We start from the raw sequence: 26,278 nt of genomic DNA on the forward strand, positions 1-26,278 counted from the left end.
TATTGAGCGCCTTTCCGCAACGGGCCTCTCACAGCCGCACCGACATGCCGCCATCCACCGTCAGCACATGGCCGTTGACGAAGGAGGCCGCATCGCTGGCCAGAAACAGCGCCGCACCGGCAATCTCATCCGGCCGGCCCCAGCGCTCCAGCGGCACCCGCAGTTTGGCGAAGGCCACCATCTCAGGATTTTCGGCAAGGGCGGCATTGGTTTCGGTGGCGAACATGCCGGGTGCGATGGCGTTGCTGGTGATGCCGCGTGCGCCATATTCCACGGCAATCGCCCGCATCAGCCCGGTCAGACCCTGTTTGGCGACGGGATAGATCGCATCCCCCGGCCGGACGATATGGCCGAGGATGGAGGTGATGGTGATGATGCGGCCGTAACCATTGGCGTTCATGGCCTCTGCGGCATCGCGCGACAGAGAGATGGAGGAGGTGAGATCGGTGCGGATCAGTTCCAGCATGTCCTCGTCGCTGAATTCGGCAAGCGGGCGGCGGTCGCGCGCGCCGACATTGTTGACGAGGATATCGAGGTGGCCGAACTCGTCCATTATGCGGCGGACAAGGGCGCTGCCGGCTGCCGTATCAGCAATATCGAAGACGGCGTAATCGGCCTTGCCGCCGGCCTTGCGTAGCGTGTCGACCGCCTGTTCCAGCGTTTCGGCATTGCGGCCGGTCAGCCACACATGGGCGCCCGCTTCGGCAAAGGCGCTGGCGATTTCGAAGCCAAGGCCGCGGCCGCTGCCGGTGATGACAGCGGTGCGGTTTTCGAGAGAGAATTTCTGGAGAATGCCCATCGCTCACCTTCTTGCTTGACGTGCCGAAACTTCTTGGAGTTCGCGAAGGAAGAATATGCCGCGTGGGGCAGAGAGCGAAAGGTCGCCCGTCCGGCCCGGCTGTTCGGTGGACAGAAAAATGGCGTCGCCCGGTTCGGGCGACGCCATCAGTTCGATATCAGGCAGCAGCCGACTTTGCGAGCGGCACTTCTGCGATCGTCTTCAGAACGACGGAAGCGATCTGGTAAGGGCAGCCTTGAGAGTTCGGACGACGGTCTTCGAGGTAACCCTTGTAACCGTTGTTGACGAAGGAATGCGGAACGCGGATCGAAGCGCCACGGTCAGCAACGCCGTAGGAGAACTTGTTCCACGGAGCGGTTTCGTGCTTGCCGGTCAGGCGCAGGTGGTTGTCCGGACCGTAAACGTCGATGTGCTCTTTCCAGTTCTTGGCGAAAGCGGCCATGAGGGCTTCGAAATATTCCTTGCCGCCAACTTCGCGCATGAACTTGGTGGAGAAGTTGCAATGCATGCCCGAACCGTTCCAGTCGGTGTCGCCGAGCGGCTTGCAATGGAATTCGACGTCGATGCCGTACTGTTCGCAAAGACGCAGCAGCAGGTAACGGGCGATCCAGATCTGGTCGGCGGCGCGCTTGGAGCCCTTGCCGAATACCTGGAATTCCCACTGGCCCTTGGCCACTTCGGCATTGATGCCTTCGTGGTTGATGCCGGCTTCGAGGCAGAGATCGAGGTGCTCTTCAACGATTTCGCGGGCAACCGAACCGACATTCTTGAAGCCGACGCCGGTGTAATAAGGACCCTGCGGAGCCGGGTAACCCTGTTCCGGGAAGCCGAGCGGGCGGCCGTCCTGGTAGAAGAAGTATTCCTGCTCGAAGCCGAACCATGCATCTTCGTCGTCGAGGATGGTTGCGCGGCTGTTCGACGGATGCGGGGTGACGCCATCGGGCATCATGACTTCGCACATGACGAGTGCACCATTGGAGCGGGCCGGGTCGGGATAGATCGCGACGGGCTTCAGCACGCAATCCGACGAGTGGCCTTCGGCCTGCTGCGTGGACGAGCCATCAAAGCCCCAAAGCGGCAGCTGCTCGAGTGTGGGGAATTCGTCGAATTCCTTGATCTGGGTCTTGCCGCGCAGGTTGGGGACCGGCTTGTATCCGTCCAGCCAGATGTACTCGAGTTTGAACTTAGTCATTACGAACCTCTCATAGGTAACAATGCGAAGCCTTTGAGGCCTCCCGTGGCTTTGGCCACCGAAGCGCATTCGCGTTCAAGGGCTGACCCCTTAGATGCATGCCGCGTGCCAGATTGGCGATATCGGGCGATTTTTTCGAAAAATCTTTCAGGCCCCCTGTCGCGCAGGAGCCTGGATATCGCGCGTGGCTGGTTCTGCTGCACTGCGGCAGGCAAATTCACCCCTCATGTTTCATCATTGAATCCTGATAGATAGCCGGCGTCTCCCGGTGGAATGCCCTGCTGCGGTGCAATGATTTCGGTTGCGCGCGAGGGATTGGCATTTGCCCCAAAAACCGGCGCTTTCGAAATGGTTTTTCTTGTAGATGAGACGATTAATGCCTATATTTTTCGCAAGGTGATTTTTTTTTAATCAAACGGAGCGAATCTGGGCTCTAAGGGTTTGCTCCATACATAAAGTGCTTCGATGCAAACAGAGTGAGATGACCGAAATGGCGACTGGCTTTCATCGTGAGACGGCAACGATCTATCAATTCCCGATTGGCGGGCGCGCGGGCGTGTCCAAATTCCGCGACAGCGGGCTGAGTGACCTCGAGCGCGAGGCGCGCGAGCCGCATGTGGATTTCGGTTCGTGGTATCACGACGAGGCGATCCGCGACGAAGAGCGGAACGACAAGCCGCATTCCTGATGTGAGACCGTGCCGTGCATTTCTTCTCCCCGCCGGGGAGAAGGTGGCTCGAAGGGTCGGATGAGGGGCAACCCCTCCGTATATCGCGGCGCTCGCCCCCTCATCCCGCTGCCGCGGGCCTCCCCCTCGGGGAGAAGAAACAGGTTGGAGCCTCCTGCTTCACATAGGAGCGCCCTGGCGGTTTAGCTCTCTTCAACCCCTCATGCATCTTTCGCCACCTCGCCTACGTCAATTGACGTATACGGTTTCGCTCTCACGAGATCGATAGTCCCTCCCAGCAGCGGCCGCAGATGCCGCTGAGCCTCCACGAGAGGCCAAACAAGGAGAGGGGTTCTTCCGATGATATTCCGCAAGACGCTTAGTGCTGCGCTGCTTGGCGCGATCCTGTCCACCACCGCCTTCCATGGCGCCTTTGCCGCTGACGACACCATCAAGGTCGGCGTGCTGCATTCGCTGTCCGGCACCATGGCCATTTCAGAGACCACGCTGAAGGACGCCATGCTGATGCTCATCGACGAGCAGAACAAGAAGGGCGGCGTGCTCGGCAAGAAACTCGAAGCCGTGGTGGTCGATCCGGCTTCCGACTGGCCGCTTTTCGCTGAAAAGGCCCGCCAGCTGATTTCGCAGGACAAGGTCGCCGCCGTTTTCGGCTGCTGGACGTCTTCCTCGCGCAAATCCGTGCTGCCGGTCTTCGAGGAACTGAACTCGATCCTGTTCTATCCGGTTCAGTACGAGGGTGAAGAATCCTCGCGCAACATCTTCTACACGGGTGCTGCCCCCAACCAGCAGGCCATTCCGGCCGTGGATTACCTTGCCAACACCGAAGGCGTCGAGCGCTGGGTTCTGGCCGGCACGGACTATGTCTATCCGCAGACCACAAACAAGATCCTGAAGGCCTACCTGATGTCGAAGGGCGTCAAGGAAGAGGACATCATGATCAACTACACGCCGTTCGGTCATTCCGACTGGCAGACGATCGTGTCCGACATCAAGAAATTCGGCTCGGCCGGCAAGAAGACCGCTGTGGTTTCCACCATCAACGGCGACGCCAACGTGCCTTTCTACAAGGAACTGGCGAACCAGGGCATCAAGGCTGAAGACATTCCCGTCGTTGCCTTCTCGGTCGGTGAAGAAGAACTGGCCGGTCTCGATACCGCACCGCTGGTCGGCCACCTTGCCGCCTGGAACTATTTCCAGTCCGTGGATGCGCCGGTCAATGCCGAATTCATTAAGACATGGCATGCCTTTACCAAGAACGACAAGCGCGTGACCAATGACCCGATGGAAGCCGCCTATATCGGCTTCAACGCCTGGGTAAAGGCTGTGGAATCCGCCGGCACGACGGATACGGACAAGGTTCTCGACTCGATTATCGGCGTTTCCGTGCCGAACCTTTCGGGCGGTTACTCCACCGTCATGCCGAACCACCACATCACCAAGCCGGTGCTGATCGGCGAAATCCAGGCCGATGGCCAGTTCGAAATCGTGCAGCAGACGCCGCAGGTCGTGGGTGACGAGTGGTCGGATTATCTGCCGGACTCGAAGGATCTGATCTCGGACTGGAGGAAGCCGATGTCCTGCGGCAACTTCAATGTGGCCAGCGGCAAGTGCGGCGGCAAGGGTAGCTGATTAGCGGAAGCGGTTGCCGCCCCGGTTGTTGGGGGCGGTTTTCTCATTGGAAACTGAACAAGAATTACCCCCCTCTGCCCTGCCGGGCATCTCCCCCTCAAGGGGGGAGATCGACCTGCGGCGAGGGCCCGCCCATCTCAGAGTTCGAGAATGGAAATGGCGGGAAAGCATCTTGCCGATCTCCCCCCTTGAGGGGGAGATGCCCGGCAGGGCAGAGGGGGGTGAAGCCGCATATTCAGGTCGCGCCAAATTCAAACGCCCTGTCGTAAAACGCCCAAGGAACCCGACATGACGATCCGATCTTTTCTCGGAGCCATCTTCCTCTGGCTCACCCTGGGGATCGCCGCCCAATCCTTCGCGCAAAGCGAGCCGAAGGCGCTGATCGACCAGCTCGGCACGGCGGATTTCAAGCAGGCCGAAGTGCTGATCGGGCAGATTGCCGCCACGGGCGATGCGCGTGTCGTGCCGGCGCTCGAGGCTTTTGCGGCGGGCGATCTTTACGTGCGCAAGGCCGACAATCTGGTTTTCATGACGAAGCCGGCAGGTTCCAATTTTACGCTGATCGACCCGCTGACGGGCGAAAGTGCGGGTGAAGCGCCGAAGGCGGCTGTCAGCAAGATCAAGGTCAACAATAATCTGCGCCGCGTCATCCGCGCCGCTCTTGGCGGCCTGACCCTGCTCAGCCCGGAAAAATCCGTGCGGCTTTCCGCGGCAGACGCCGTTCTGAAAGCGCCGAGCGCCGAAAATCTCGAATTGCTGGAAGCGGCCATCGCCAAGGAGGCCGATACTGAGGTGCGGACCCGGATGGAGGAGGCGCGGGCTGTCTCGCTGCTCTCCTCCGAACGGTCGCTCGAACAGAAGAAAGAGGCAATCGCCACCATCAAGAGCCTCGGCGGGCGCGATGCCATCGGCATTCTGATGGCGGCTTCCTCGTCGGTGGATCAGAGCCTGAAGCCGGATATCGACAGCGCCATATCGAGCATCGAAAGCTCCCTTGCCTTCTGGGACTATGCGCAGAATGTCTGGTACGGCCTGTCGCTCGGTTCCGTGCTTTTGCTCGCCGCCATCGGCCTTGCCATCACCTTCGGCGTGATGGGCATCATCAACATGGCGCATGGCGAGATGGTGATGATCGGCGCCTATTCCACCTTCATGGTGCAGGAGGTGATCCGCACGCATTTCCCCGGCCTGTTCGACTGGTCGCTCGCCATCGCTCTGCCCGCCGCCTTTCTGGTGACGGCCTTTGTCGGCCTCGTGATGGAGCGCGGTGTCATCCGCTTTCTTTACGGGCGGCCGCTGGAAACGCTTCTCGCTACCTGGGGCATCTCGCTCATCCTGCAACAGGGCGTGCGCTCCATCTTCGGCCCCACCAACCGGGAAGTCGGCAGCCCGAGCTGGATGTCCGGCTCCTTCAGCGTCGGTTATCTCAATTTCACCTGGAACCGGGTGTGGATCGTCTGTTTCTCGCTTTCGGTGTTCTTCGCGCTGCTGGTTCTCCTGAAGCGCTCGGCCTTCGGGCTGCAGATGCGCGCCGTGACCCAGAACCGCCGCATGGCCTCTTCCATGGGCATCCGCACGCCGTGGGTGGATGCCTTCACCTTCGCGCTCGGTTCCGGCGTTGCCGGCCTTGCCGGCGTGGCCCTGTCGCAGATCGACAATGTCTCGCCCAATCTCGGCCAGAGCTACATCATCGACAGTTTCATGGTGGTGGTGTTCGGCGGCGTCGGCAATCTCTGGGGAACGCTGGTTGGCGCCCTGTCTCTCGGCGTGCTCAACAAGTTCCTTGAGCCGACGGTGGGCGCCGTACTTGGCAAGATCCTCGTGCTCGTTCTCATCATCCTGTTCATCCAGAAGCGGCCGCGCGGTCTCTTCGCACTCAAGGGAAGGGCGATCGAAGCATGATTACCGGCTTCCTCCTGCGCGCGCTCGACCGCCGCATTTCCATCGCCATCGGCATCATTCTGGCCATCGCCGTGCTGGTGCCAGCCTCCAACCTGCTGCTGCCGGCCGACAGCGCGTTCCGCATTCCGACCTATATCATGTCGATGCTCGGCAAATATCTGGCCTATGCGCTGCTGGCGCTCGCGCTCGATCTCGTCTGGGGTTATTGCGGCATTCTCTCGCTCGGCCATGCCGCCTTCTTCGCGCTCGGCGGTTACGCTATGGGCATGTATCTGATGCGGCAGATCGGCACGCGCGGGGTTTATGGCCATCCGGTGCTTCCTGATTTCATGGTGTTCCTCAACTGGAAGGAACTGCCGTGGTTCTGGCAGGGCTTCGACATGTTCTGGTTTGCGGCGCTCATGGTGCTTGTCGTGCCGGGGCTGCTCGCCTTCGTGTTCGGCTGGTTCGCCTTCCGCTCGCGCGTCAACGGCGTTTATCTCTCCATCATCACCCAGGCCATGACCTACGCCCTGCTGCTCGCCTTCTTCCGCAACGACATGGGTTTCGGCGGCAATAATGGCCTGACCGATTTCAAGGATATTCTCGGCTTTTCCGTGCAGGCGGATGGCACGCGGGCCGTGCTGTTCGCCATGACGGCGGTAATGCTTGCGATCTCGCTTTTGATCGCGTCCGGCATCGTCAATTCCAAGTTCGGCAAGGTGCTGGTGGGCGTGCGGGATGCCGAAAGCCGGGTGCGCTTCCTCGGTTTCCGGGTGGAAAACATCAAGCTTTTCACCTTTGTCGTGTCGGCCATGATGGCGGGCATTGCCGGGGCGCTGTTCGTACCGCAGGTGGGCATCATCAATCCCGGCGAATTCTCGCCCGCCAACTCCATCGAAGTGGTGGTGTGGACGGCGGTGGGCGGGCGCGGCACGCTGATCGGGCCGATCATCGGGGCGCTGCTGGTCAACGGCGGAAAAAGCTATTTCACCGGCGCTTTCCCCGAATTCTGGTTGTTTGCGCTGGGTGGGCTGTTCATCGCGGTGACGCTGTTCTTCCCCAAGGGCATCGTCGGCACGCTGCAACACTATCTGGCCCGGCGGCGCGAAAAGCGGGTTACGCTTGCTGCAGGCGAGGCCCAGCCGGGCAATGACAGCGGCTCGACAGTGGCGCAACAGGCGGCGGAGTGAGGCGGACATGAACACAGTTTCCGAAAACAGAACGAAAAGCCTGCTTTATCTCGACGGCGTCTCGGTGTCGTTCGATGGTTTCAGGGCGCTCAATTCCCTCTCCTTCGTGGTGGAACCCGGTGAGCTGCGCGCCATAATCGGCCCGAATGGGGCGGGCAAGACGACGATGATGGACATCATCACCGGCAAGACAAGGCCGGATACGGGCACGGTGCTGTTCGAAGACAGTATCGACCTCACCAAAAAGGACGAGGCGGATATCGCCCAGCTCGGCATCGGGCGGAAGTTCCAGAAGCCGACGGTGTTCGAAAGCCATACCGTCTGGGACAATCTGGAACTGGCGCTCAACCGCAAGCGCGGCGTGTTCGCGACGCTGTTTTACTGGCTGACGGAGCAAGACAAAGCCCGCATCGAGGAAATCCTCGCCACCGTGCGCCTCGGTCACCGCCGCGGCGATCTCGCAGCCAACCTCTCGCACGGCCAGAAACAATGGCTGGAAATCGGCATGCTCTTGGCGCAGGAGCCGAAGCTGCTGCTGGTGGATGAGCCGGTGGCCGGCATGACGGATGCGGAAACGGCCGAAACCGCCGTGCTTTTGAAGGAAATCGCCAAGACCCGTTCGGTGGTGGTGGTGGAACACGACATGGGTTTCATCCGCGAACTGGGGGTGAAGGTGACGTGCCTTGCCGAAGGCTCGGTGCTGGCTGAAGGGTCGATTGATTTCGTGTCGAACGATCCGAAGGTGATCGAGAATTATCTGGGGCGGTGATGGAAGCGTCTGCGTTGGCCATACCCCCCTCTGCCCTGCCGGGCATCTCCCCCTCAAGGGGGGAGATCGGCAAGCGGCGAAAACTCTGCCCATGGAACGGGCGGGTGCGGCATCTGATCTCCCCCCTTGAGGGGGAGATGCCCGGCAGGGCAGAGGGGGGTAACGCCGCCCACCATACCGCCAATGGAGTTTCACCATGCTGACAGTCGACAACATCAACCTCCACTACGGCGCAGCGCAAGCCCTGCGCGGCGTCTCGCTGAAGGCGGAGATGGGTAAGATCACCTGCGTTCTTGGCCGCAACGGCGTTGGCAAAAGCTCGTTGCTGCGGGCCGTGACCGGCCAGCAGGCCACCAGCGCTGGCACGATCCGTTTCGGTGATGCGGCGCTTGATGGGCTGGCGCCTTACCAGCGGGCGAAGCGCGGTGTCGGTTACGTGCCGCAGGGGCGCGAGATATTTCCGTTGCTCAGCGTGCAGGAAAATCTGGAGAGCGGTTATGCGCCGCTGCCGCGCAGGGAACGTTTCATCCCGGATGATATTTTCAGCCTGTTTCCGGTGCTGCAGACCATGCTGGGAAGGCGCGGCGGCGATCTCTCCGGCGGCCAGCAGCAGCAGCTCGCCATCGGCCGGGCGCTGGTGACGCGGCCGAAAATCCTCGTTCTCGACGAGCCGACCGAGGGTATTCAGCCGTCGATCATCAAGGATATCGGCCGGGCGATCAAATATCTGCGCGATTCCACCGGCATGGCGATCCTGCTGGTCGAGCAATATCTGGATTTCTGCCGCGAGCTTGCCGATTACGTCTATATCATGGACCGCGGTGAAATCGTGCATCAGGGGCTGGCCGAAACGCTGGATACGCCGGAAGCGCGGCGTCACCTGACAGTATAAATCGAGACTAAAAATGCGGCACGCCGATCACGGCGTGCAAACGGCCGATTAATATTTTGAAAGCCTATGCGTCTCGACATGGCTTTCATGCGCAATTTTAGCATTTCATTGAATAAAAGCCTGTGATATTGGCAGCGAAAATGCTGCATGCGAGACACAGGAAAAGTCTATTCGCACGCTGCGACAGTTGATCCCTTACATTCCCCGCACGTCCGACGTATCGTCGGGAAAACCGTGCCCAATAAAGGCGTGTCAATGAATCAAGACTTTGCCATTGGCCGGGCCGCCCGGCTGTTCCGCTCCGCCCGCACCCTTTTTCTGGGTCTTGCGATGTGCGCGAGCGCCGGTGTCGCAGCGTCGGCATCGACCTGCGGTCAGTTGCCCGGTCCCGGCATGGAGCCGGGCAGGCATGATTTTTCCATTCTCTCCAACGGTGAAAAACGCGACGGCGTCTATTTTGTTCCCTCGGCCTATGACGGAAAAAAGCCGCTGCCCGTGGTGTTCGATTTCCATGGCTCCAACAGCAATCCGCATGGCCAGCTGAACCGCAGCGGCTGGGACAAGCTGGCCGAACGTGACGGTCTGGTGGTGGTGGCGCTGGCCGGCAGCCTGAATGGCGAATTGCCCGGCACCCATGCCTGGAATGTTCCCGGTGTTACCAAGCGTCCGGGCGGGCTGGACGAGGTCGGTTTCATCCGCGATGCCATCACCATGGTGAAGGGCAAGTTCTGCGTGGATGAGGAGCGTTTTTACGGTTCCGGTTATTCCGGCGGCGGGCGCATGCTCTCGCAATTCATCTGCAATGGCAGCGCGGATTTCACCGCTGCCGGTTTCGTCGCCTCGCTGCGCGCGGGTTATCCGCTGGAGACCGACGGCAAATGGGGACCGGATGCGGCAAGCTGCACGCCGGCGCGGCCGATGTCGATCATCGCCTTTGCCGGCTTGAAGGATCCCGCCAACCCCTATCAGGGCGGCGGCAAGTCCTATTGGCAATATGGCGGCGAGACGGCGCTGAAGCGCTGGGCCGAGATGGACGGCTGCAAAGGTGCTGCCAAAAGCAAGGTGGGCGAAAGTTTCACCGTCAATTCCTATGATGTCTGCAAGGCCGGCGCACGCATTCAGTCCTATGTCATCAACGACTGGGACCACGCCTGGCCGCGCGCTACGATGAAGGCCGAAGTGCTGGCGGCGAGCGCCGTCGTTACCCGCAAACCGGGCGGCGAACAGACGCCGAAGGCGGAACCGGCCGTGGAGCGCAAGATGCCCACAGGCGAAGTGACGCGCACGGTTGATGCGGCGGAAAGAATGTGGGATTTCTTCCGCAATACGGAAGGGCAGCTGGTCGTGGATGCCGTCGTCAAGAAGGATTGCGGCGCAAAGGCCTCGTCCACTTCCGCAACCGCTTCGGAGACCGCGTGCAGCCAGAACAGCAAGCCATCGGCCCTTCCGGTCGCCAAGACGCTCAACCTGTCCGGCAGCAGCGCGCCCGTGGCAGAGGACGCATTGTAACCAAAGCGGTTGAAGGGCGCAGCCGGCTGGAGGAACTGTTCCAGGAAGGCTGCGCCAAAATCCGCCTGCCGGATACGTTTTCGAACGAAGCCGAAGCCATTCTCATCAATTCTTCTGGCGGCCTGACCGGCGGAGACGAACTTGAATGGCAGGCAGTCGCCGGCGCCGGCACCTCGCTGGTGGTAACCACGCAGGCCTGCGAGAAGGTCTATAAGGCATCCTCCGGCACAGCCACCGTTACCGCCCGGGTTTCCGCCGGGCCGGGCGCCAGATTGCACTGGCTGCCGCAGGAAACAATCCTTTTCGACCGGGCGTCGCTGAGCCGCCGGCTGGAAGCCGATCTCGACCAAACTTCCGAATTCATCGCTGTCGAAGCCGTGCTGCTCGGCCGCCAGGCCATGGGCGAGGCGATGGCGCATGGTCTTTTCCGCGACCGCTGGCGCATTCGCCACGGCGGCAGGCTGGTGCATGCCGAAGAGCTTCTGCTGCAAGGCGAGGTAGCGGCGCTGACCGCGAAACCAGCGGTTCTGGCCGGTCAGGTCGCCTTTGCGACGCTGCTTTATATCGGGCCTCTCTCCGAGGCGCTTCTGCCTAAAATCCGGGCTATTGCCGGGGAAAGCGGCGGCGCCAGCGAATGGCAGGGCAAGCTTGTCGTTCGCGTCTCTGCCGCCGATGGTTTCTCCTTGAGAAAATTGCTTTTTCCGATCATTTCGCTCTTGCGAAACGGCGCGCCAGTGCCGAAAGTCTGGAATCTGTAAACCCTTCGGATCGTCGGCAACCGGCGGCCTTCGGGGTCTGTCAACATGTCGGATCTGCTTGCCGCAACCATGCTTGCGGAACAGGTTCCAAGCTGCGGGACCACGATGAACCTTAGCCCAAGAGAAAAAGACAAGCTGCTGATTTCCATGGCCGCCATGGTGGCGCGCCGCCGGCTGGAACGCGGCGTGAAGCTGAACTATCCCGAAGCGATTGCGCTGATTACCGATTTCGTGGTCGAGGGCGCCCGCGACGGCCGTGCCGTGGCGGAGCTTATGGAAGCGGGCGCGCATGTCATTTCCCGTGATCAGGTGATGGATGGCATTGCCGAGATGATTCACGATGTGCAGGTGGAAGCGACGTTTCCCGATGGCACCAAGCTGGTGACCGTTCACGAACCGATACGGTAAGGGGAGCGAATATGGCGCTGGAGCTTCGGCCCAATTGCGAATGCTGCGACCGCGATCTTGCTCCCGACAGCCGGGATGCGATGATCTGCTCGTTCGAATGCACCTTCTGCGTCGATTGCGTGACGGATGTGCTTCACGGCGCCTGCCCGAATTGCGGCGGTGAGCTGGTTCGCAGGCCCGTTCGCCCGGCGGCGAAACTCGTCAATAATCCCGCGTCGACACGGCGCGTCCTGAAGGCCGAAGGCTGCACGGCGGCCAAAGTTGCTTGAGACAAAAGGGGAAATACCATGAAACCCGGCGAAATCATTGCCGCAGAGGGCAGCATCGAACTCAATGCCGGCCAGCCGACCGTGACCATCGAAGTCGCCAATTCGGGCGACCGGCCGGTGCAGGTGGGCAGCCACTATCATTTCTTCGAGACCAATGCGGGTCTTCTCTTTGACCGCGACAAGGCGCGCGGCATGCGCCTTGATATTCCCGCCGGCACGGCGGTTCGTTTCGAACCCGGCCAGAAGCGGGAAGTGACGCTGGTGCCGCTTTCCGGCAAGCGCGAGGTTTACGGTTTCCGTCAACAGGTCATGGGGAGGTTATGAAATGGCGACGGCGCATTATCATGGAAGCTGCCAGTGCGGCGATGTGAGCTTCGAGGTCGACGCCGATCTCGATCATACCATCATCTGCAATTGTTCGCGCTGCAAGCGTCTCGGTTCCACACTGGCCTTCGCGCCGCGTGAGAAATTCACGCTGCTTTCCGGCGAGGACAAGCTGACGGAATATCTCTTCAACAAACACAAGATCCATCATCTTTTCTGCTCCACCTGCGGCATCGAGAGCTTTGCTTATGCCGATGGGCCGGATGGAACGCCGATGGTGGCGGTAAACGCCAATTGTCTCGATGGTGTCGATCCCCGGGCGCTAAAGCCGCAGGCTTTCGATGGCGCGGCGGCCTGAGCGATGGAGATGAGCCGAAAAAACGTCCTTCTGGCGGCTGTGCTTCTCTGGGCGACCGCCGGCCTGTCCATGTCGGCCGCCGCACAGGGCGAGCCGGATTGCAAGGCCCCGCAGACGCAGGCGGACATGACCATCTGCGCCAGCAAGGATTACGAAAAGGCCGACAAGCAGTTGAACGCCGAATATCAGAAGCTGCGCAAGCTGCTCACCGAGCGCGACAAGACGGCGGATGCAGACGGTAAGGGTGCGACCGACGCGCTGGTGACCGCCCAGCGTGCCTGGGTGGCGTTTCGTGACGCCAATTGCGCGCTTTCAGGCTTTCAGGCCCGCGGCGGCTCGATGGAACCGATGCTGATTTCCTCCTGCCTCGCCGAAATGAGCGGCAAGCGGGCGGAAGAATTGCGTCAGTTGTCGGAAGGTTTCTGAACGCATGGGGCGGCGCATCACGATCGTCGGAAATGGGGAACTGCCACCGGGCGCAGCCCGGCTCATCGACCGTTCGGACATCGTCATCCGCTTCAACGATTGCCGGTCGCTGGGGCTGGGCGGCACGCGCACCGATGTGGTGGCTGTATGTAACACCGGTCGGCCGGGTCTCGAGATGACCGAGGGAACCGAATGGCGCGAGAGTGACGGTGTGCGGCAGGCCGCCGTCATCTGGTCCGTGCGTGATCCCGCGAAATTTTCCGAAATGGAACCGGACATACGCGCATGCTGGCCGGAGCTGACCGATTTCTGCGCCGATTACACCGAAGGCTTTGCCGCCATCGCCCGGGAAACCGGCAAGGGCCACATCGTCATTCCGCGCGGTGTGCATGAAAGGCTCGATGCCGCGCTCGAAGCCTATGCGCCCGGGCCCTATGTCTGCCCCAGCACCGGTCTTTTTGCCATCGCCCATGTTCTTGAGAGCGTGAGCGATGATGGCGACGAGGTGGCGATTGCCGGTTTCGGCCATCAGGGCTGGAGTGGCCATCCCTTTGCTGCCGAACAACAGCTGGTCGAAGCCCTTGCGGGCGAGGGCCGGCTGACACGAATTTCTCCCACATCGATTTTCTCCGCGTCCGAAGGAGCCTGAGCCCATGCCCTACAAGATTTCCCGCGCCGCCTATGCCGGCATGTTCGGCCCGACCGTTGGCGACAAGGTGCGTCTTGCCGATACCGAACTCTTCATCGAGATCGAGAAGGACCACACGATCTATGGCGAGGAAGTGAAATTCGGCGGCGGCAAGGTCATTCGCGACGGCATGGGCCAGAGCCAGGCGACGCGGGCCGAAGGCGCGGTTGATACCGTCATCACCAATGCGGTGATCGTTGACCATAGCGGCATCTACAAGGCGGATGTGGGCCTGAAGAACGGCCGCATCCACGCCATCGGCAAGGCGGGCAACCCGGATACGCAGCCCGGCGTGACGATCATCGTCGGCCCGTCGACCGAGGCGATTGCCGGCGAAGGCAAAATTCTGACGGCTGGCGGCATGGACGCGCATATCCACTACATCTGCCCGCAGCAGATCGAAGAAGCGCTGATGAGCGGTGTGACCTGCATGTTGGGCGGCGGTTCCGGCCCTGCGCATGGCACGCTCGCCACCACCTGCACCGGCGCATGGCACATCGAGCGGATGATCGAAAGCTTCGATGCCTTCCCGATGAATCTGGCGCTGGCGGGCAAGGGCAATGCCTCGCTGCCTGCCCCTCTGGAAGAGATGATCCTTGCCGGCGCGTCGTCGCTGAAGCTGCATGAGGACTGGGGCACGACACCCGCCGCCATCGACAATTGCCTGACGGTGGCCGATCAATACGATGTGCAGGTGATGATCCACACCGACACGCTGAATGAAAGCGGTTTCGTGGAAGATACGGTCGCCGCCATCCGTGGCCGTACCATCCACGCCTTCCACACCGAAGGGGCGGGCGGCGGGCACGCGCCTGATATCATCAAGGTCTGCGGCAATCCCAACGTCATTCCGTCTTCCACCAACCCGACACGGCCCTATACCGTCAATACGCTCGCAGAGCATCTCGACATGCTGATGGTGTGCCACCATTTGTCGCCGTCGATCCCTGAAGATATCGCTTTTGCCGAAAGCCGCATCCGCAAGGAAACCATCGCGGCGGAGGATATTCTCCATGATATCGGCGCGTTTTCGATCATCTCTTCCGACAGCCAGGCCATGGGCCGCGTCGGCGAAGTGGCGATCCGCACCTGGCAGACGGCCGACAAGATGAAGCGCCAGCGCGGCCGCCTGAAGGAGGAGACCGGCGAAAACGACAATTTCCGTGTCCGCCGCTATATCGCCAAATATACCATCAACCCGGCCATCGCCCAGGGTGTCAGCCACGAGATCGGCTCCATCGAAGTCGGCAAGCGCGCCGATCTGGTGTTGTGGAACCCGGCCTTTTTCGGCGTGAAGCCGGAGATGGTGCTGCTTGGCGGCTCGATTGCCGCCGCCCCGATGGGCGATCCGAACGCTTCCATTCCCACACCGCAGCCGATGCATTACCGGCCGATGTTCGCCGCCTATGGCAAGCTGCGCACCAATTCCTCGGTCACCTTCGTGTCGCAGGCGTCGCTGGATGCGGGGCTTGCGGGTCGCCTCGGGGTCGCCAAGAAGCTGTTGCCGGTGAAGAATGTGCGCGGCGGCATCTCCAAGGCGTCGATGATCCACAATTCGCTCACCCCACATATCGAGGTCGATCCGGAAACCTACGAAGTGCGGGCGGATGGCGAGCTTTTGACCTGCGAACCGGCAACGGTGCTGCCGATGGCGCAGCGTTATTTCCTGTTCTGAGAAACGGCTGCTCCGCGCTCAGATGCACATGAGCGCGGTCAGCAGGCTTGCAATGCCGGCCATGAACAGCCCCATGGCCGCCATTGCGGGGACCTTTATCCTCGGCTGATCGATGATTGCGTCCGCTTCGCCCGCAAGCAGGGTTATGGCTTGCAGAAACAGGTAGAGGCAGAACAGCAAAGAGGCGCTGAAAAACAGGGCGGCTGGGTAAACCAGCCAATTGGAAAGGTCCGGCGTCCTGTTCTTGAAAGTGGCCAGAAGGAGGATCAGCGAAAGCCCGGCGCTGGCGATGATGCGGAAAACCGCCAGCATTTCCTTGGTCGATTCCTTGTTGCCGTCGTTCATTTGGACCGCTTGCGCCACCAGGACAGCCCCAGGATATCTTTCATCAGGTACGGCGGCTCGGTGTGGCTGTTGCGCTTGTCCTGAAATTTTTTCGATGAAGGCAGCTTTTCCTTCTCCGCTTGCCGCTTTGCATAGGTCTCCTCCCAGCAGGCGATGAATTCATCCGCGTGTCTGTAGCCAAGCTCGCAGGGCACTTTTCCGCTGCGCGCCGAGGCGCTGAGCGTTTCCACGTCAATGATGCGATGGGCGAATGCGCCCACCGCACTGGCCTGCAGAGTGACGACTTCATCGATGTACCATGACCGCCATTCGGCGAAACTCTTGCCGTCTACCTTTTCCGCGACCTTCCGCAGCAAGTCTCCATCCATCTTTTCGCAGACATCCGTGACCAGCCCTGCGACGAAGCCACGCAAATTGGAGCATTGCGGGCCGTCGCTATAGTCGAAATAGGCTCTGAGGGTACTGTCGAGATGATTGAGTACGCGATCTTTCAAAATCAATTTCAGTGTCTCCCGTTGGGTGGCGGAATATTACTTAAAAGTGTATTTATGTAAACTGTTCCTTATAGTTGTATCAGGTAGTATCGGGCCTGTTTGAATCTCCTTTGAAATCGGGATTTTTATGCTGCACCGCAGTGCGTCTTGCGCTATGGAAACGGCAAAAGAATTCCGCGCGGATCGATCCCAAGCGATCCTCGTAAAACGCCAGAACAGGAGACAAGACATGCTCGGCAAAAAAGTGCCCGCCGTAACCTTCCGCACGCGCGTTCGCGATGAGGCCGTCGGTGGCCCCAACCCGTTCCGTTGGCAGGACATGACCTCCGACGATTATTTCAAGGGCAAGAAGGTCGTTCTGTTTTCGCTGCCCGGCGCCTTTACGCCGACCTGCTCGACCTACCAGCTTCCCGATTTCGAAAAGCTGGCGGGCGAGTTCCGTGCGCTCGGCGTCGATGAAATCTATTGCCTGTCGGTCAATGACGCCTTTGTCATGAATGCCTGGGCAAAGGGCCAGAACCTCGAAAACGTCAAGGTCATTCCGGATGGTTCGGGTGAGTTCACCCGCAAGATGGGCATGCTGGTCGCCAAGGACAATCTCGGTTTCGGCATGCGCTCCTGGCGTTACGCCGCCGTCGTCAACGATGGCATCGTTGAGCAGTGGTTCGAGGAAGAGGGCTATTCGGACAATTGCGAATCTGACCCTTACGGCGTTTCCGCGCCGCAGAACATTCTGGAAAACCTGAAGGCACGCGCTGCGGCCTGATTTGGGTTTTAAGATTTTTGCGAAAGCCCGGCCGCAATGCCGGGCTTTTTTCGTTTTCTGGGACGTGATTGTCTTTCGCGGTGCCGCATCATCCGCACACCGTCACCCCGGATTAGATCCGGGGTCCAGCGCGATCAAGTCCTTGATCGCGAAAGACTCCTCTCACGGCGCAGACGCGCCGTGGCTGGATGCCGGATCCAGTCCGGCATGACGGAGGAGAAGTTGCCGGACGCCTCAAGTCTTTCTGTCTGCAATGCCGGCCTTTTTCACGCCTTGCATTGTATCCACCTTGAAATCACCCCGCCTATCCGGCAAAAATCAGACCCCCAAGACTGTTTCTGAAACGGATCATCCCATGCTGCGCGTCACCTCCTATCATCCGGCCGGAACCCCTGCCGACGAAGCTTCCGGTTATGTCACCCTGGCGCATGACCAGCGGCATCTGCGCCGCAAGCTGCTGCATCTGCAAAATGATGAGATGGTGATGCTGGACCTGAAGGAAGCGGTGCTGTTTGCCCATGGCGATCTTCTGGTGGTGGAGAACGGCGACCTGATCGAGGTCCGGGCGGCGGATGAAAAGCTGTTCGAAATTAAGGCGAAGGATCGGCTTCACCTGATCGAGCTCGCCTGGCATCTGGGCAACCGGCATCTTTCCGCGCAGATTGAGGAAGAGCGTATTCTCATCCTGCGCGACCATGTCATTCGCGCCATGCTGGAAGGTCTGGGCGCCACCGTGCGTGAGGTGGAAGAGCCATTCCAGCCGGCGCGCGGCGCTTACCACGCCCATGGCGGCCATTCCCATGGGCATGACCACGGGCACCACCATCACGATCACGGCTGAGCCGTGAGTGAAGATCGCGGCGTCGCCGCGCTGCTGCGGCTCATGGCCTGGATGTCGCCTGCCTTTCCCGTCGGTGGTTTTTCCTATTCCGGCGGGCTTGAAAAGGCGGTGGAGGATCGTCGCATCGGCGATGCGGCGGCCTTGCGCGACTGGCTCGAAACGCTGCTGCGCCACGGCAGCCTGTGGAACGATGCGGTGTTTCTGGCGCATGCCTGGCGCAGCGCCGGGGATGCGGCCATCTTGAGCGAAACGGCCGATCTGGCGCGGGCGCTGGCCGGTTCGGTGGAGCGATACCGCGAGACGGTGCTTCTGGGCGATGCCTTCGTTGCCGCCGCCGGCGCATGGCCGCATGCCGTTCTGGACCTGCTGCCGAAAGACGTTCCTTATCCCATCGCCGTCGGCGCGGTTGCCGCCGGTCATGCGGTGCCGCTCAGGGAAACGATTGCCGCCTTTTTGCATGCCGGCGCCTCGCAGATCGTTTCAGCGGGCATCCGCCTCGGGGTCGCGGGACAGAAGGATGGCGTTGCCATTCTGGCCGCAAGCGAGGCGATCATCGCAGAGATGGCGGCGCGGGCGATGCAATCCACGCTCGACGATCTCGGCAGCGCGACGATCATCGCCGATACGGCAGCCATGCGCCATGAAACGCAGGGCACCCGGCTTTTCCGGTCCTGAAAGGGCGGCACGATCCTTGCATATATTGAAGCGTCCCGTTGAGGGACTATGGTGAAACGAGACCAAAGCATATCGAAGGGAACAGAGTGATGAAATCGGGTAATGGACCGCTGCGCGTCGGCATTGGCGGGCCGGTCGGTTCTGGCAAGACGGCGCTGACGGAAAAGCTCTGCAAGGCGATGAGCGCCGATTATTCGGTCGCGGTCGTCACCAACGATATCTACACCAAGGAAGATGCCGAGGCGCTGGTGCGCATGCAGGCGCTGCCGTCCGAGCGTATCGTCGGGGTCGAGACGGGCGGTTGCCCGCATACGGCCATTCGTGAGGATGCGACGATCAATCTGCAGGCGATTGCCGGGCTCAATGCGCGGTTTCCCGATCTCGATGTGGTCTTCATCGAATCCGGCGGCGACAATCTCGCCGCGACCTTTTCGCCTGACCTCGCCGACATTACCATCTATGTGATCTCCGTCTGCCAGGGTGAGGAAATTCCGCGCAAGGGCGGGCCGGGCATCACCCGCTCTGACCTGCTGGTCATCAACAAGAAGGACCTTGCGCCCTATGTCGGTGCTGACCTCACCGTCATGGACAGCGATGCGACGCGCATGCGCAACGCCATGCCCTTCGTTTTCACCGATATGAAACGCGGCGACGGCGTGGATCGCATCGTCGGTTTTCTGAAAGAGCAGGGCGGTCTCTGAAATATGGCTATCGCCCGCCGTTTCGGTGCTTACGAGGTTTCCCGTTTTGTCGACGGTGTCTACAAGGCGCCGGTCGGCCATCTCATCCATCGTCAGGGCGCCGAAGCGCTGGCTGCAGCTCTTGCCGGCCATCAGGGCGAAACTGTGGATATGGACGTCAACTGCTTTGCGCTGTCCGGGCCTGAGGGCGTCTGGCTGATCGATGCCGGTTGCGGCACGGCCTGGGGTGAGGCCTATGGCCATGCCCGCGCGGCGATGATTGCCGCCGGGATTCAGCCGGCCGATGTGACGCGTATCATCCTCACCCATATTCATGGCGACCATGCGCTTGGCCTCATCGACGGTGACCAGCCTTATTTTCCCGATGCTGACATATGGGTTCCCGAGGCCGATCTCGGCTTTTTCAGCAGCGCGGAGGCGCGCAAGAGCCTGCCGCCGGCCCGGCAGGGCGGGTTCGACCTTGCCGCGCGGCTGCTCGACATTTGTGGCCCGATGCTGCGGCCGATCCCCATGGGCGTGGTTGCCGAGGGTATCGAGGCAGTCGCCATGCCCGGCCATACGCCGGGGCAAACCGGTTATCTGATCGGCAATGGCAATGAGCGGCTGTTATTATGGGGCGACGTGCTGCATGTGAGCGCGTTGCAGGTGAAAGATCCCGGCGTCGGTTTCGTCTACGATATCGATTCCGCGCTTGCTTATGAAACACGCCTCAAGGCGCTGGCCGAGGCAGCCGATCATGGCTGGCTGGTTTCCGGCGGTCATCTCGGCGGATTTTTCCGTGTCGAGCGGCAGGGCGACAGCTTCCGTTTTGTGCCGCAGCCGGACTGATTTTCCGATTTCGGACATGCAGAAGGGCGGAATGCCTGATGGCATCCCGCCCTTCATCCTCTCCCGGTATTTTCATATCTGCTTCAATGCGGCGACGTCATTGACCTGCACGATGCGTCCGCGCACGGTGACGCCAGCCTTTTTCAGTGCGGAAAAGGCGCGCGACAGTGCTTCCGGCGCGAGGCCGAGCTTGCCGGCGAGCAGGCTTTTCTGGAATGGCAGCCGCAGCGAAAAGGATGTCGCGTCGCGCGGGCCCTGATTGATGAGGTAATGGGCGACACGTTGCGGCGCCGTCTGCAGCCGGTCGTTCGCGATGCAATCCATCGTGGCCAGCAGGCTGTTGGACAGGCAGCGCATGACGGCCTTGGCGATGGCCGGCTCCTGATCGATCAGACTGCGGATTCTCGCAAGTTCGAACCGCGCCACGGTGCAGCTTTCCGCCGCCTGCGCGCTGTAGCGATAGGTATCGCTGCCGAAAATCAGGCATTCGTTGAAGGTATCGCCGGGGCCGCTGACGCGCACATCCGCCTCGCGTCCATGCCGGTCCAGCCGGTAAAGCCTGACGTAACCCGACAGTACGCAGTAGAAATGCTGCGCCGCTTCGCCTTCCTTGAAGAGCACATGGCGGGCGTTCACATTGGTGATGGTCGCCGCCTCCATCAGCTTCAACGCCGCCGCATCATCCGCTATCCCGATCAAGGGTGCACGCAGCAGAATGTTCCTGTCCCTGTTGCTCAGCTTCACGGTCTTGTTCACGTCCATCCGGCTCCCGCTCATACCTTTTGCCGGGCTGTCCGAAGCGAGACGAAACCGGGGATGTTCGTGTTCCCGCACGCCTATCTGAAAAGAGCTCATCGCATTATCCTTCGACCGGCAATTCCCGATGCGAGGGAGATTAGCAGTTCACCTGGAAAGCGAATTGATTTCGATCAAACAGGATTGCAGTCGTTACGGGAGGAAATGGTTCGTCCATTCGGGCTTAGAAGCACAGCGGGAATATGGAGCGGGCGAGCGCCGCATATTTCTTCTCCCCGAGGGGGAGAAGGTCGCGGCAGCGGGATGAGGGGGCAAGGCCAGAGATAGATCGAGCGCTAGCCCCCTCATCCGACCCTTCGGGCCACCTTCTCCCCCTCGGGGAGAAGAAACAGGTGGCGACGTTTTGCCCCTTAAACACCCCCAAAAGAAACGCCGGGCACAGGGCCCGGCGTCTCAATCGTTATTCTGCAAGCTTCACTCCGCAGCGAGCGGCGGTAGCCGCAATATGTTGCTGCCCTTATCCGCGGCCTTGTCGCCGGTGCCCTTTTCCATGCTGGCGACGCGTGCCTCCAGCGAGGAGAGCGCCAGGCTGTTTTCGCGGGCGATCTCCGAGAGTTTCTCGTTGGAGAGGGCCTCTTCCTCCTCTTCCTTCTTGCCGACGAAGCGGCCGAAGAGGTGGGCGAGCAGGCGCGACAGGTCGTCCATGATGAGGAAGAAGGCCGGCACCACGATGAGGGACAGCACCGTCGAGACGATGATGCCGCCGATCACCGCAATCGCCATTGGCGCGCGGAACGAGCCGCCTTCGCCGACGCCGAGTGCGGATGGCAACATGCCCGCCGACATGGCGATGGAGGTCATGATGATCGGGCGGGCGCGCTTGCGGCCGGCCTCCACCATGGCATGCACCCGTTCCATGCCGTGGCGGCGCATTTCGATGGCGAAATCCACCAGCAGGATGGCGTTCTTCGTCACGATGCCCATCAGCATCAGGATGCCGATGAGAACGGGCATGGACAGCGCGTTCTGCGTGATGATGAGCGCGACCGCCACGCCGCCGATGGCAAGCGGCAGCGAGAACAGGATGGTGAAGGGCTGGATGACATCCTTGAACAGCAGGATGAGCACGACCAGCACCAGCATCAGGCCGAGCAGCATGGCGTTGACGAAGCCCTGCTGCATTTCGCCCTGCACCTTGGCGTCGCCGCTTTCGGCGAGGCGCACGCTCGCCGGCAGGTCGGTTTCCGACACGATGCGCTTGAACTCGGCCGTCGATGTATCGAGCGCCGTGCCGAAGGGCACGTCGGAGCCGATGGAGACGACGCGGTTGCGGTCGTTGCGCTTGATCGAGCTTGGGCCTTCCGAATAGTCGATATCGGCAACGCTATAGAGCGGCACCAGCGACCCGGAGGCGGTCTTGATCTTCAGCGCGCGGATGGTGGCGAGATCGCGGCGGGTATCGAGCGAGGCCTGCACGCGGATCGGAATCTGCCGGTCATCCAGCGAAATCTTCGTCAGCTGCGCATCGATATCGCCGATGGTGGCGACACGCACGGTCTGAGAAATCTGCTGTGGCGTGATGCCGAGACGGGCGATTTCATCCTTGCGCGGGCGAATCTGCAGTTCGGGGCGGGGCAACGCACCTTCCGAACTGACATTGGCAAGGATGGGCGAGGCGCGCAGGCGGCTTTCGAGAATACCGACGGCGTCGTTCAGGTCCTTCTCGTTCGTCGAGAGGAAGTTGAAGGAGAGCTCGCGTTCCGCACGGTCGTTCAGCTTGATGATGCGGACATCCGGGATGCCGCGCACCTGCGCGAAAATATCCCGTTCCACATCCCATTGCGGACGTGTGCGGCCCTTTTCCTCCACCTTCGGCAAGTATGGGCCGATGAGCGGGATGGAGCCGAGGCCCTTGTTGACCACCAGCTTGAGCAGCGAATGGTCGATGTGCTGGAGGATGACGTTGACGGTGGCGCGGCGAAGCTCCAGATCGCCCTTGGGCGAAGCGCCGCCAAGGATGAAGACGCTTTCAACGCCGTTGATGTCACGCAGGGCATGATAAATCTGCGTCGTCGTGCGGTCGGTTTCGTCGAGCGTCGCATTGGGCGGCAGTTCCACCGAAAGCGTCACGCGTGAGGCGTCGTCCGGCGGCAGGAAGCTGCCCGGAACGCCGGCAAGCAGAATGACGGAAGCGACGAGGAAGCCGATGGCGCCGAGCAGCGTCAGATAGCGCGCCCACCACTTGCGGGTGGTGGCGGTTACCATGCGCGTATAGGCCTTCATCAACCGGCTGTCATTGTCGTGGTGATCGTCCATCGCATCTTCGGCGCGCATCAGATAGGCCGCCATCAACGGTGTGATGAGGCGGGCCACGGCGAGCGAGAAGAACACCGAGAAGGCGACGGTGAGGCCGAACTGGATGAAGTACTGGCCGGGAATGCCGGGCATGAACGACACCGGCACGAAAACCGCGATGATGGTGAAGCTGGTGGCGATGACGGCGAGGCCGATTTCATCCGCCGCTTCGAGTGCCGCCCGATAGGGCGTCTTGCCCATCTTGATATGGCGGGCGATGTTCTCGATTTCCACGATGGCGTCGTCGACGAGAATACCCGTGGCGAGCGTGAGCGCCAGGAAGCTGACGAGATTGAGCGAGAAGCCCATGATATCCATGATCCAGAAGGTCGGGATCGCGGAAAGCGGCAGGGCCACGGCGGCAATCAGGGTTGCGCGCCAGTTGCGCAGGAAGAGCAGGACGACGATGACGGCGAGGATCGCGCCTTCGATCAGCGTGTCGAGTGCGGCCTTGTAGTTGCCATAGGTGAAATAAACGGCGTCATCGACCATTTCGATCGACACGTCCGGATGATTCTTGCGCACCTCATCGAGGCTTGCCGCCACGGTTTCGGCGACCGAGACCTCGCTTGCGCCCTTGGAGCGGAACACCGCGAAGGTGACGGCGGGATTGCCGTTGAAGCGCGAGAAGGATTTCTGCTCCTCATAGGTGTCGGTGACCGTGCCGAGTTCGGAAAGCTTGACGAAACGACCGTTGGAAAGCGCAATCGTGGTATTGGCAAGCTGGCTCACATCGCGCGTATCGCCGAGCGTGCGGATGGTCTGTTCGTTGCCGCCCACCTGGCCTCGGCCCGAGCCGAGATCGACGTTCGTACCGCGCAGCTGGCTGTTCACCTCGGTGGCGGTGATGCCATAGGCGTCGAGCTTTTCGGGGCTCAGCGACACGCGAACTTCGCGGTCGGCGCCGCCGTAACGGTCGACCTTGCCGATGCCGGACTGGCCCTGGAGCGAACGCTTGATCGTGTCATCCACGAACCAGGACAGTTCTTCCAGCGTCATGTTGGGCGAAGAGACGGCAAACGTCTGGATCGCCTGTCCCTCGACGTCGATCTTGCTGACGACGGGCACTTCGATATCGGCGGGCAGATCGCTGCGGATCTTGTCGATGGCGTCCTTGGTGTCCTGAACCGCTTCTTCCGTCGGCTTTTCGATGCGGAAGACAACCGTTGTCGTCGACTGTCCGTCGACCACTGTGGACTGGATTTCGTCGACGCCGCTGATGGCGGCGACGGCGTCCTCGATCTCCTTCGTCACCTGCATTTCCAGTTCGGACGGCGAAGCGCCGCTCTGGGTCACGGTAACGGCCACGACGGGAACGTCGATATTCGGAAAACGGGTGATGGGCAGGGTGTTGAACGCCTGCATGCCGAGGATCATCAAAAGCGCGAAGCCGAGCAGCGGCGCAATCGGGTTACGGATTGACCATGCGGAAAAGTTCATCTCATTCCCTCAGTCAGTTGGACGCAGCCGTCTGGGCTTCCACCGGTCTTATCCGGTCACCATCACGCACGAATGCTCCAGCTTTCTCGACAACCTTGTCTCCAGCGGCAAGACCGCTGACAATCTCGATAAAACCGCCGTCTTCGATGCCGGTCTCGATCTTCACCTGCTTGACGACGTCGCCTTCCACCTTGCGGGTGGTCGAGCCTTCACGCCCGGAGGTGACGGCCGACAGCGGCAAAGCGAGCGCATTCGTCTCCTCGACGATGATCGCCGCGCTGGCATACATGCCGGAACGCGCCGGGCTGTCGGTCGGCAGAACCACATGCACGGAGCCGAGGCGCGTCGTCGGGTCGACGGTGGGTGAAACGAGGCGCACCTTGCCTTCTATTTTCTCAGCTCCGCCGGCAACCGTCAAATAGGCTTTCTGGCCTGCCTTGACCTTCTGGATATCGGTCTCGGAGAGATCGGCGACGAGTTCTATCGCGCCGTCCTTGATGACGGTGAACAGCGGATTTCCCGCACCGCTGGCGATTGCGCCAACCTTGGCGTTCTTGGCGGATACGATGCCGGCGACCGGGGTTTTCACGCCGGTGCGCGTCAGCTTCAGATCGATGTCGTCGATCTGCGCGTCGACGACCTTGATGTCGGCCTCGCCGGCGGAAACGGCCTGTTTGGCCGCATCGAGGCGGGCCTGCGCCACCTGAGCGGCCGCTTCGGTCTTTTCTGTTTCGGAGACGGAGCCGGAGCCGCTCTGGCCGAGCTTGGCGGCGCGGTCGCGCTGGCGAAGGGCGTCATTGAGATTGGCCTGCGCTTCCAGCACCTGCGCCTTCGACTGGGTGACGGAGGCTTCGGCCTTGGCCTTGTTCGCCTCAAGCTGGCTCTTTTGCAGCACGAGGCTGTCGGAGGACAGCACGGCCAGAACCGCATTCGCTTCCACCCGGTCGCCGATATCGGCATTCAGCGTGTCGATGGACAGGCCGTCGACCAGCGGCTGGACGTAAATCTCGTCCACGGGGCGGATCGTGCCGGTGGCGATGATGCGGTCCACGAGATCGCGTTTTGCCGCATGGGCGACGATGATGGAGGGCAGGTTCTGCTGTTTGACCGGCGCCTGCGCCTCTCCCTCGGCGGCTGCGGAGAGGGGAAGCGCCGTTGCGGAAAGAAGAAGGAATACAAAGCGGTTAAACGTGACTTTATGCTGCATGTGTCTTGGCTCGCGCAATATCCGATCGCATGTCCTGCAGCCCCAGGGCTCAATTAGAAGGTCATGCGATAGCGAATGTGAAACAAGGGATCACAATACTTCCTTTTCGATCCTCCCGATTCAAACGCCCCTCAACGCGAATCTTAAGCACCTTTGCCCTGTGCTTATTTTACAAGATCAAATTTGGCAGTCTTGTGGGCGGGACTGTAATTCTTGTTGTCGTACAAATCAATCCGCATAGCCGCGATGGTTGATATACATTTTTGTATAGGTCGGGATATTGTAATTCGTCAAATGGGTTACCAGCGAAAAGGCGCATTTCGGCAAAGCCTCCAAAAGAAGATCGACGCCAGATGGGAAATCGAGTTAAGCGATTCTCACCGACGTCATCTTCGGCCTTGTGCCGAGGATC

27 protein-coding genes are annotated in these 26,278 nt (G+C 60.9%); 20 read left to right on the forward strand and 7 right to left on the reverse strand.

Features of this window, described 5'->3' with window-relative positions; translation table 11 throughout:
* Positions 1–28: 28 nt before the first annotated feature.
* The gene (locus tag RAC79_RS20410; protein ID WP_080856713.1) at positions 29–799 is read right to left on the reverse strand and encodes an SDR family oxidoreductase; all 771 of its coding nucleotides are present in this window, start codon (positions 797–799) and stop codon (positions 29–31) included.
* A 157-nt stretch (positions 800–956) separates the two neighbouring features.
* Positions 957–1,991: a glutamine synthetase beta-grasp domain-containing protein gene (locus RAC79_RS20415; protein ID WP_065656766.1), complete on the reverse strand. Its 1,035-nt coding sequence runs from the start codon at positions 1,989–1,991 to the stop codon at positions 957–959.
* 481 nt (positions 1,992–2,472) lie between these two features.
* Between RAC79_RS20415 and RAC79_RS20420 the strand changes: the two genes are divergently transcribed.
* From RAC79_RS20420 to ureC, 15 genes are all read left to right on the forward strand, one after another.
* Positions 2,473–2,679, forward strand: a complete 207-nt coding sequence (locus tag RAC79_RS20420; protein ID WP_161987851.1) for a DUF2735 domain-containing protein — start codon at positions 2,473–2,475, stop codon at positions 2,677–2,679.
* A gap of 339 nt (positions 2,680–3,018) precedes the next feature.
* Positions 3,019–4,308 carry an urea ABC transporter substrate-binding protein gene (gene urtA, locus RAC79_RS20425; RefSeq protein ID WP_035219970.1) on the forward strand — a complete coding sequence of 430 codons (1,290 nt, stop codon included), beginning with the start codon at positions 3,019–3,021 and terminating at the stop codon, positions 4,306–4,308.
* 288 nt (positions 4,309–4,596) lie between these two features.
* Positions 4,597–6,210: an urea ABC transporter permease subunit UrtB gene (gene urtB / locus RAC79_RS20430; RefSeq protein WP_174039610.1), complete on the forward strand. Its 1,614-nt coding sequence runs from the start codon at positions 4,597–4,599 to the stop codon at positions 6,208–6,210.
* Positions 6,207–7,382, forward strand: a complete 1,176-nt coding sequence (gene urtC, locus RAC79_RS20435) for an urea ABC transporter permease subunit UrtC (protein ID WP_174039609.1) — start codon at positions 6,207–6,209, stop codon at positions 7,380–7,382. Before urtB ends, urtC begins: the two co-directional genes overlap by 4 nt.
* Positions 7,383–7,389: 7 nt before the next feature.
* Entirely contained in the window at positions 7,390–8,151 is a 762-nt protein-coding gene (gene urtD, locus RAC79_RS20440) for an urea ABC transporter ATP-binding protein UrtD (RefSeq protein ID WP_174039608.1), read from the forward strand.
* A 196-nt stretch (positions 8,152–8,347) separates the two neighbouring features.
* The gene (gene urtE / locus RAC79_RS20445) at positions 8,348–9,043 is read left to right on the forward strand and encodes an urea ABC transporter ATP-binding subunit UrtE (protein ID WP_174039607.1); all 696 of its coding nucleotides are present in this window, start codon (positions 8,348–8,350) and stop codon (positions 9,041–9,043) included.
* Positions 9,044–9,298: 255 nt separating this feature from the next.
* The gene (locus RAC79_RS20450) at positions 9,299–10,552 is read left to right on the forward strand and encodes a PHB depolymerase family esterase (RefSeq protein WP_125145479.1); all 1,254 of its coding nucleotides are present in this window, start codon (positions 9,299–9,301) and stop codon (positions 10,550–10,552) included.
* On the forward strand, positions 10,459–11,310 hold the full coding sequence (locus RAC79_RS20455; protein WP_174044750.1) for an urease accessory protein UreD: 852 nt from the start codon (positions 10,459–10,461) through the stop codon (positions 11,308–11,310). The genes RAC79_RS20450 and RAC79_RS20455 overlap by 94 nt, the downstream gene beginning before the upstream one ends.
* Positions 11,311–11,415: 105 nt before the next feature.
* Positions 11,416–11,718 carry an urease subunit gamma gene (locus RAC79_RS20460; protein WP_003520609.1) on the forward strand — a complete coding sequence of 101 codons (303 nt, stop codon included), beginning with the start codon at positions 11,416–11,418 and terminating at the stop codon, positions 11,716–11,718.
* An 11-nt stretch (positions 11,719–11,729) separates the two neighbouring features.
* Positions 11,730–11,987, forward strand: a complete 258-nt coding sequence (locus RAC79_RS20465) for a DUF1272 domain-containing protein (protein ID WP_078051690.1) — start codon at positions 11,730–11,732, stop codon at positions 11,985–11,987.
* An 18-nt stretch (positions 11,988–12,005) separates the two neighbouring features.
* Positions 12,006–12,311: an urease subunit beta gene (locus RAC79_RS20470; RefSeq protein ID WP_020808767.1), complete on the forward strand. Its 306-nt coding sequence runs from the start codon at positions 12,006–12,008 to the stop codon at positions 12,309–12,311.
* 1 nt (position 12,312) lies between these two features.
* On the forward strand, positions 12,313–12,669 hold the full coding sequence (locus tag RAC79_RS20475; protein WP_174039605.1) for a GFA family protein: 357 nt from the start codon (positions 12,313–12,315) through the stop codon (positions 12,667–12,669).
* 9 nt (positions 12,670–12,678) lie between these two features.
* Positions 12,679–13,095, forward strand: a complete 417-nt coding sequence (locus tag RAC79_RS20480; protein WP_374997486.1) for a lysozyme inhibitor LprI family protein — start codon at positions 12,679–12,681, stop codon at positions 13,093–13,095.
* Positions 13,096–13,099: 4 nt separating this feature from the next.
* On the forward strand, positions 13,100–13,744 hold the full coding sequence (locus tag RAC79_RS20485; RefSeq protein ID WP_080856705.1) for a Urease operon accessory protein: 645 nt from the start codon (positions 13,100–13,102) through the stop codon (positions 13,742–13,744).
* Positions 13,745–13,748: 4 nt separating this feature from the next.
* Positions 13,749–15,458: an urease subunit alpha gene (gene ureC, locus RAC79_RS20490; protein ID WP_174039603.1), complete on the forward strand. Its 1,710-nt coding sequence runs from the start codon at positions 13,749–13,751 to the stop codon at positions 15,456–15,458.
* 18 nt (positions 15,459–15,476) lie between these two features.
* On the opposite strand, the gene RAC79_RS20495 is transcribed toward ureC, so the two are convergent.
* Both RAC79_RS20495 and RAC79_RS20500 read right to left on the reverse strand, forming a co-directional pair.
* Positions 15,477–15,803 (reverse strand): hypothetical protein, encoded by a 327-nt coding sequence (locus RAC79_RS20495; protein ID WP_065655119.1) that lies wholly within the window; start codon positions 15,801–15,803, stop codon positions 15,477–15,479.
* Entirely contained in the window at positions 15,800–16,303 is a 504-nt protein-coding gene (locus RAC79_RS20500; protein ID WP_065655118.1) for a hypothetical protein, read from the reverse strand. The genes RAC79_RS20495 and RAC79_RS20500 overlap by 4 nt, the downstream gene beginning before the upstream one ends.
* A gap of 223 nt (positions 16,304–16,526) precedes the next feature.
* Here RAC79_RS20500 and RAC79_RS20505 point away from each other — a divergent pair, with 223 nt between their 5' ends.
* From RAC79_RS20505 to RAC79_RS20525, 5 genes are all read left to right on the forward strand, one after another.
* Positions 16,527–17,063, forward strand: coding sequence for a peroxiredoxin (locus RAC79_RS20505; RefSeq protein ID WP_174039602.1), 537 nt, complete (start codon positions 16,527–16,529; stop codon positions 17,061–17,063).
* A gap of 355 nt (positions 17,064–17,418) precedes the next feature.
* Positions 17,419–17,904, forward strand: coding sequence for an urease accessory protein UreE (gene ureE / locus RAC79_RS20510; protein ID WP_003520598.1), 486 nt, complete (start codon positions 17,419–17,421; stop codon positions 17,902–17,904).
* Positions 17,905–17,907: 3 nt separating this feature from the next.
* Positions 17,908–18,579 (forward strand): urease accessory protein UreF, encoded by a 672-nt coding sequence (locus RAC79_RS20515; protein ID WP_174039601.1) that lies wholly within the window; start codon positions 17,908–17,910, stop codon positions 18,577–18,579.
* 89 nt (positions 18,580–18,668) lie between these two features.
* Complete coding sequence (ureG, locus tag RAC79_RS20520) at positions 18,669–19,280, forward strand: urease accessory protein UreG (protein WP_003520595.1); 612 nt, start codon at positions 18,669–18,671, stop codon at positions 19,278–19,280.
* A 3-nt stretch (positions 19,281–19,283) separates the two neighbouring features.
* Positions 19,284–20,108, forward strand: a complete 825-nt coding sequence (locus RAC79_RS20525; protein ID WP_174039600.1) for an MBL fold metallo-hydrolase — start codon at positions 19,284–19,286, stop codon at positions 20,106–20,108.
* A gap of 72 nt (positions 20,109–20,180) precedes the next feature.
* Here RAC79_RS20525 and RAC79_RS20530 read toward each other — a convergent pair whose 3' ends face one another.
* The 3 genes from RAC79_RS20530 to RAC79_RS20540 all read right to left on the reverse strand — a co-directional run bounded on the left by RAC79_RS20530 (position 20,181) and on the right by RAC79_RS20540 (position 25,866).
* Positions 20,181–20,870 carry a Crp/Fnr family transcriptional regulator gene (locus tag RAC79_RS20530; protein ID WP_078051694.1) on the reverse strand — a complete coding sequence of 230 codons (690 nt, stop codon included), beginning with the start codon at positions 20,868–20,870 and terminating at the stop codon, positions 20,181–20,183.
* Positions 20,871–21,338: 468 nt separating this feature from the next.
* Positions 21,339–24,659 carry an efflux RND transporter permease subunit gene (locus tag RAC79_RS20535; protein WP_065655114.1) on the reverse strand — a complete coding sequence of 1,107 codons (3,321 nt, stop codon included), beginning with the start codon at positions 24,657–24,659 and terminating at the stop codon, positions 21,339–21,341.
* 13 nt (positions 24,660–24,672) lie between these two features.
* Positions 24,673–25,866 carry an efflux RND transporter periplasmic adaptor subunit gene (locus tag RAC79_RS20540; RefSeq protein WP_003520590.1) on the reverse strand — a complete coding sequence of 398 codons (1,194 nt, stop codon included), beginning with the start codon at positions 25,864–25,866 and terminating at the stop codon, positions 24,673–24,675.
* Positions 25,867–26,278 lie beyond the last annotated feature (412 nt).

The organism is Agrobacterium sp. LR_9 (genome assembly GCF_041954855.1).
In the GTDB taxonomy this organism is placed as follows: domain Bacteria; phylum Pseudomonadota; class Alphaproteobacteria; order Rhizobiales; family Rhizobiaceae; genus Agrobacterium; species Agrobacterium leguminum.